Consider the following 2,060-nt stretch of genomic DNA (forward strand, 5'->3'; position numbering starts at 1 on the left):
CGCACGCAAGCTTCGGCGGGGCAGGGCGCGCTGCTGGCCGGCGCGCTGTGGGTGCTGATGCCTTGCGGCCTGCTGTATTCGGCGCTGGCGCTGGCCAGCCTGGGCAACGGGCCGGCGCAGGGGGCGATGGTGATGCTGGCGTTTGCAGCCGGCAGCGGCGCCGCGCTGCTGCTGGCGCCCTGGCTGTGGTCGCGGCTGCGCCGGGCCACGGCGCCCCTGGGTGAGCGCTGGAGCGCACGGGCGGCCGGCGTCGTGCTGCTTCTACTGGCGGCCGATGCCCTGTGGATGGACCTGGGGCAGCAGATCGCGCGCTGGTGCGGCGTGGGCGCGCCCTGATCGGGCGGCGCTTTCGATTCGATCTATTCGATCTTCAATGCGCCAGTGACCACGCTCACATGGGGGTTCGCGGCCTGCGCCTCGGCTTGGGCCTGCTTGGCAGGCGCTTGCGAACGCACCACCAGCACCGGGATCGGCGCGCTGCGCAAAACGCTCTCGGCGCCGCTGCCCAGCAGCACGCGGCCGACGCCGCGCCGGCCATGCGTGCCCAGCACGATCAGGTCGGCCTGCCACTTGGCGGCCTCGGCCGCGACCGCATCAGCGAGCCGGGTACCGGCGGTTTCGTGCAGCACGCCCTCGGCTGGCACGCCGGCGGCGGCCGCCGCGCTCTTGGCGTCGCTGAGCACCCGCGCGCCGGCTTCGCGCATGGTGGCCAGCCAGTCGCCTTGCTGGCCGGCGTAGGCATCCATGGCCAGCGCAAAGGAAAGATCGTCGATGACGTGGAACAGGCGCAGCTGCCCGCCGCCGGCCTTGGCAAGGCGGATGGCCTCTTGCAGGCCGCGTTGCGCGGTCTCGCTGCCGTCGATGGGAACGAGGATGCGCTGGTAGATGGTCATACGGAACTCCTTGGTTGCGGGCCGAGTATGCGGCGCCCGCAGAAGCGGAGCTTGATCTGGCGCAAAACCCCCTCGGGTGCATTGCGGGATGCTGGCGGCACCCAACCAAGCCAGGAGTGCAAGATGCACGACACCATCCGGATCATCCGAGACGAGCATGCGGCGCTGGCCGCCATGCTCCGTTCCATTCTGCTGCTGCTGTCCGAGCACCGGCACCGCAAGACCTTGCCGGACTTCGCGTCGTTGCGGGCCATGCTGTTCTACGTGGACGAGTTCCCCGAGAAGCGCCATCACCGCAAGGAGTCGGAACTGCTGTTCCCCAAGCTGCGTGCGCGCACGCCGATGTCGCGTGAGCTGCTGGACCGGCTGGACGACGACCACGAGCGGGGCGAGCGAAAAATCCGCAACGTGGAGCACGCCCTGCTGGCCTTCGAGATGCTGGGCGAAAGCCGGCGCGAGCAGTTCGAGGCGGCGATGGAGCGCTATGTCGACTTCTACCTGTCACACATGGCCCTGGAAGAGCGGGAGATCCTGCCGCTGGCCGAACGCGTGCTGACACAGGAAGACTGGGACAACCTGGACAGCGCCTTTCGCGCCAACCGCGACGGGCTGGCCGGCGCCGAGCCGGAAGAGGAGTACCGCCAGCTGTTCACCCGCATCGTCAACCGGGTGCCGGCGCCGATCGGCCTGGGGCCGGCGTTGCAGGCGGGCTGAAAGTAGTACTCGGCGGTGCTGAGGCGCCTGAAATGAATACCTCGGACCTATTCTTGGCGCCGAAAACTGTGCGGTTTTTAACATAAAGACACAGTCGGTGACTGTCTCAGCACAGTTACGTAACCTTTTGTGTGAATTCCTTCCTGTGAAAATGAGTACCTAAGACGTAACTTCAAAAGTATTCAGTTACAGCATTTTGTGGCTGAGGAGAATACTTATGAACTACGTCGAAAAACTCACAGCCGGCGCCGTCCTCCGCGCGAACGGCAAGGTCTTCCGCCAAAGCTGCGTCGCCCTGGCCCTTCTTGCCTTGGCCGCCAGCGCATCCGCCGCCGGCAATTGCGGCGTCGGCAACGACAAGGATGTAGGCAATGCGCAGCATTGCAACGGGTCCAGTCCCCCGCCGCCTCCGCCTCCGCCGCCTCCGCCGCCTCCGCCGCCGCCGCCTCCGCC

The 2,060-nt window shown here is 67.2% G+C and carries 4 protein-coding genes; 3 read left to right on the forward strand and 1 reads right to left on the reverse strand.

Annotation, left to right across the window (positions count from 1 at the left end):
* A partial coding sequence (locus tag VSO01S_RS26355; RefSeq protein WP_161944484.1) for a sulfite exporter TauE/SafE family protein occupies positions 1-336 on the forward strand: 336 nt, incomplete at its 5' end.
* A 23-nt stretch (positions 337-359) separates the two neighbouring features.
* Here the strand turns inward: VSO01S_RS26355 and VSO01S_RS26360 are convergent.
* Entirely contained in the window at positions 360-887 is a 528-nt protein-coding gene (locus VSO01S_RS26360) for a universal stress protein (RefSeq protein ID WP_068645698.1), read from the reverse strand.
* Positions 888-1,016: 129 nt separating this feature from the next.
* On the opposite strand from VSO01S_RS26360, the gene VSO01S_RS26365 reads away from it, so the two are divergent.
* Both VSO01S_RS26365 and VSO01S_RS27915 read left to right on the forward strand, forming a co-directional pair.
* The gene (locus VSO01S_RS26365) at positions 1,017-1,607 is read left to right on the forward strand and encodes a hemerythrin domain-containing protein (RefSeq protein WP_068645697.1); all 591 of its coding nucleotides are present in this window, start codon (positions 1,017-1,019) and stop codon (positions 1,605-1,607) included.
* Between the two features lie 217 nt (positions 1,608-1,824).
* Positions 1,825-2,060 (forward strand): hypothetical protein (locus tag VSO01S_RS27915; protein WP_218002384.1); only part of this gene is annotated, 236 nt, incomplete at its 3' end.

It is taken from the genome of Variovorax soli NBRC 106424 (genome assembly GCF_001591385.1).
GTDB classification, from domain to species: domain Bacteria; phylum Pseudomonadota; class Gammaproteobacteria; order Burkholderiales; family Burkholderiaceae_C; genus Variovorax; species Variovorax soli.